Source organism: Bifidobacterium sp. ESL0763 (assembly GCF_029433395.1).
Taxonomy (GTDB): Bacteria; Actinomycetota; Actinomycetes; order Actinomycetales; family Bifidobacteriaceae; genus Bifidobacterium.
The window spans coordinates 1-3,317 of record NZ_JAQTHW010000004.1 but is presented as its reverse complement, the minus strand read 5'-3'; the positions used below and the strand labels follow the sequence as shown (position 1 = coordinate 3,317).

Below are 3,317 nucleotides of genomic sequence, written 5' to 3'. Positions count from 1 at the left end.
AGAGTAGCCCGCCGCCGCATCACACTCCAGGAAGGACCCCATGGTCGAGCCTTACGGCTCCCATGGGGTCCTTCGCATACCCAGGAGACACCCCGCACAACCCGGAACAACAATTATCCTATTGATCACGCAATCGGCCTTGGCCTCGTTGTAGGGTTTCGATACTATTGAGTCATGACAGTGCGGCTGAGGGATATCGACGAATCGAACTTCTACCAGGTTCTGGCCATGCGACGTCCTGCAGGCGAGGACTATGTGGCGCCCAACAGCGTTTCTCTCGCGGAGGCGTGGCTTTACCGCAACGACCACACAGTGCATCCTTTAGCGATCTATGACGACGACGTCTTGGTCGGTTTTGTGATGACCCATGACGATCGAAGCCAAAGAGTCTGCGATATCTGGCGGATATTGATACCCGAAGTATATGTGAACCATGGCTATGGTTCCCGGGCGATAGAGCTACTGGGGCAACGTGCGCAAGCCGCTGGCCAAGTCAGGTTGAGGCTGAGTTATGTACCCGGCAATGCAATGGCCGAACACGTATATGCCAAGGCGGGTTTCACCGCTACTGGTGAGATTGATGAAGGTGAGATTGTCATGGAGAGGCTCTTGTAGCTTTCAGTGTTTCATAGTAGAGGCTTGGAGGCAGGTGGGTGATGTAGACGGTGTTGTGGGATGTCGAAAATGATTCTTAAAAAAACCTTAATATTCCATCTCGATGGTATGGATTTCGCAATGAGCTTCATCTTTCTGTGCTCGTAACGGATCTGGTAGACTTTCTATAAAACGTACGCGTATAACGTACGTTAGTGGAACAAGACTTATTTCAGGTGGGGAATATGGACACGTATACACCGACAGCGGCCAGGAAAAACCTCTATCAGATTCTTAAGGACGTCAATGTCCAGCGCAAGCCCGTGGTCATTTCGCCGGCCCGTGGCGACAAAAGCGAGGAAGCGGTACTGGTCAATCGCGCAGACTGGAATTCGATCATGGAGACGCTGTACCTGGAGAACAACGGAACTCTGGCGATGGTGGAGAGGCGCAGGGCGGATGACAGCGGCACCACCGACATCGATGACGTCGATTGGGACAAGCTCTGATGTATCGGGTTGTCATCAAGAACTCGGCGAAACCAGACCTAAAGAAGCTGAAACGGTCGAACCTCAAGGGTTCGTTCATGCAGATCATCGCTGATCTGAAGTCAGATCCATACCGGCCGACCCAATCGTTCGAGAAACTGCAACCTACCAGCCGCGGCCTCTATTCCAGAAGGATCAACAGCCAGCATCGTGTGGTCTATGAGATTGACGATGAGGCGAGGACCGTAACGATATACGCTGCCTGGAGCCACTACGAATAGAAACGGATGGGAGTGGCCGGATTCTCAGAGGTGAATATTCGTATTGTTTTGCCTTTTGATCGAGACACATCGTTGCGCTCGTTGGAGAAAGCGGCATCATCCTCCTCTCTCCGTCAAAGAGGTGTAACTCCCGATTTACTGATTGGGATGGTGTCAGTTCGGCTATGCCCGCAAGCCCTTATCCGCTTCCGGCTTTCCGGTAACGGGACTCAACAATTGTTGAAGATTTGACAGATAGTCCTCAAAAGCCTGGCGTCCCTGAGGGGTCGCCGCTATATAGGTGGCCGGCTTTCTGCCCTCGAACGTCTTTTCGATGTTCACGTAACCGGCGTTTTCCAGCTTGGTGAGATGAACCGAAAGGTTCCCATTGGTCATGCCCAGCAGCTTTTTGAGTTTGGTGAATGACATGGCTTCGTCATCGTGCAGACTGGTAAGAGTGGTCATGATTCGCAGTCGCGAAGGGGCATGGATAATCGGGTCGAGTCGCTCGTTGCTCATGCTCGTGATTCCTCTCCCAGGTTGGCGACGGTGGCGTCTGCCTGGTGATGGGCGAACGCCAACGCGACGATGAAGGCGATCAACAGTCCGCCACCGCCGAGCAGGGCCATGATCCAATATCCCGCGGGAACTCCTGCCAGAATCGTGCTCCAGCTCAATGCCATCATCCACAAGCCGGTGATTGATAGTGTGAGGTTGTTGTGCATGGCGCCATGGAACCAGTAGATGAGCCCGAGTACCAGCGGCACCACGAAGTTGTAGAGCACGGACATCTCGGTGTTGCCCGGACCGTATTTGCCTGCGAATATCGCAAGACCGCACATGCCGAAGAAGAATGCGAGGGGATACGACCAACCGGCCATCTTCCCCATTCGCTTGAAATAGTGGAACATCGGGTTTTCGGAGCGGATGCCAGATGCGTTGCGCACATTCACCATGCAGGAAGCGACGAAGGCGAAAATCAATACGATCGCGAAAACGAGGAACGACCAAGCGCTGGTAGTGGTCTCGTTGCCGTCTAGGGAAGTGGTTCCGAAGGCAAGGGACGCATACCCGACGAGCCAGGCCGCGCCCCAGACGCCAAAGTGCACATAGGATCCTTGATTCCTGGCCAGGTTCGCCCGTTTGCGTTGCGCCCTTACGATACCCAAGGCGTCGGCCGGATCCGTGATCTGTTCGTTGTCTGAAAGTTTGTTCCTAGCCATGACGGATACCTTCCTTTTATTACGAAGTTGTAGATTGTTATTTCTATAAAGTAGTTTATGGTGCAAACCTAATCTGTCAAATCGACACCCGTATTCGGTGATTGCCTGCCACCGCAACCGAACAATTGATGATTTCGTTATAGCCGGATCGCAATGGGCCTAAAACATGTCACGGAACGGAGCGCCTATTGACCTGCGGAAGTCTCCCCATGGCTGTAAGTCGGGATGGCACAGAGGCGGCGAACATAATGTCCATTATCGGCTTGGTGGGTGAGAGTGGCTCTCATATGTGCAGGGGGTAGAACCCACGATGATTCGTTGGGCAGTTGGTATCCAGGTGCGTTCTCGCCGTATGGGGACCCCGATCGCGTATAGGGCGCGAGGCCACGGACCGACACGCCGGACGGGAAAGAAAACGGATTATTTTCCAAGTCCCTGGCCGAGCCATGCAAGGCTAAAATGGCCGTGCGGGTACTACTACGGCCAATTTCAACACGCCGAGAGAACGTTGGAATTTCACCGAATTTTGACCTAATGTTCGAATGGGACTTGCGCAGATGGGGCACCTCGTGTAAGTTATCTACTTGCTGCCTGACAGCGACAACAAATCTTCGAGATTGTTTGAAGTTGTTGGTGTGGTGGTGGTTTGAGAACTCAAGAGCGTGTTTGTACTACTTTTTTAAGCTTTTTTGATTGCCAGTCCGATGCGTGCCCGGTTTGCCGGGTGGCCGAGGGGTCTTAATTCGTGTCGG

Annotated in this window: 5 protein-coding genes; 3 read left to right on the top strand and 2 right to left on the bottom strand. The window is 53.1% G+C overall.

Annotation, left to right across the window (positions count from 1 at the left end):
• The first annotated feature begins 174 nt into the window (after positions 1-174).
• The 3 genes from PT282_RS07540 to PT282_RS07530 all read left to right on the top strand — a co-directional run bounded on the left by PT282_RS07540 (position 175) and on the right by PT282_RS07530 (position 1,363).
• Complete coding sequence (locus PT282_RS07540; RefSeq protein WP_277168994.1) at positions 175-615, top strand: GNAT family N-acetyltransferase; 441 nt, start codon at positions 175-177, stop codon at positions 613-615.
• Between the two features lie 224 nt (positions 616-839).
• Positions 840-1,103 carry a type II toxin-antitoxin system Phd/YefM family antitoxin gene (locus PT282_RS07535; protein ID WP_277168993.1) on the top strand — a complete coding sequence of 88 codons (264 nt, stop codon included), beginning with the start codon at positions 840-842 and terminating at the stop codon, positions 1,101-1,103.
• Positions 1,103-1,363: a Txe/YoeB family addiction module toxin gene (locus tag PT282_RS07530; RefSeq protein ID WP_277168995.1), complete on the top strand. Its 261-nt coding sequence runs from the start codon at positions 1,103-1,105 to the stop codon at positions 1,361-1,363. The genes PT282_RS07535 and PT282_RS07530 overlap by 1 nt, the downstream gene beginning before the upstream one ends.
• Before the next feature lie 162 nt (positions 1,364-1,525).
• Here PT282_RS07530 and PT282_RS07525 read toward each other — a convergent pair whose 3' ends face one another.
• Entirely contained in the window at positions 1,526-1,861 is a 336-nt protein-coding gene (locus PT282_RS07525; RefSeq protein WP_277168992.1) for a transcriptional regulator, read from the bottom strand.
• Complete coding sequence (locus PT282_RS07520; protein WP_277168991.1) at positions 1,858-2,565, bottom strand: hypothetical protein; 708 nt, start codon at positions 2,563-2,565, stop codon at positions 1,858-1,860. Before PT282_RS07520 ends, PT282_RS07525 begins: the two co-directional genes overlap by 4 nt.
• Between the last annotated feature and the right edge of the window lie 752 nt (positions 2,566-3,317).

Excerpts from the sequence above, each read along its gene's own strand:
- PT282_RS07540 (WP_277168994.1), top strand. The coding sequence starts at position 175 with ATGACAGTGCGGCTGAGGGATATCGACGAATCGAACTTCTACCAGGTT.
- PT282_RS07535 (WP_277168993.1), top strand. The coding sequence starts at position 840 with ATGGACACGTATACACCGACAGCGGCCAGGAAAAACCTCTATCAGATT.
- PT282_RS07530 (WP_277168995.1), top strand. The coding sequence starts at position 1,103 with ATGTATCGGGTTGTCATCAAGAACTCGGCGAAACCAGACCTAAAGAAG.
- PT282_RS07525 (WP_277168992.1), bottom strand. The coding sequence starts at position 1,861 with ATGAGCAACGAGCGACTCGACCCGATTATCCATGCCCCTTCGCGACTG.
- PT282_RS07520 (WP_277168991.1), bottom strand. The coding sequence starts at position 2,565 with ATGGCTAGGAACAAACTTTCAGACAACGAACAGATCACGGATCCGGCC.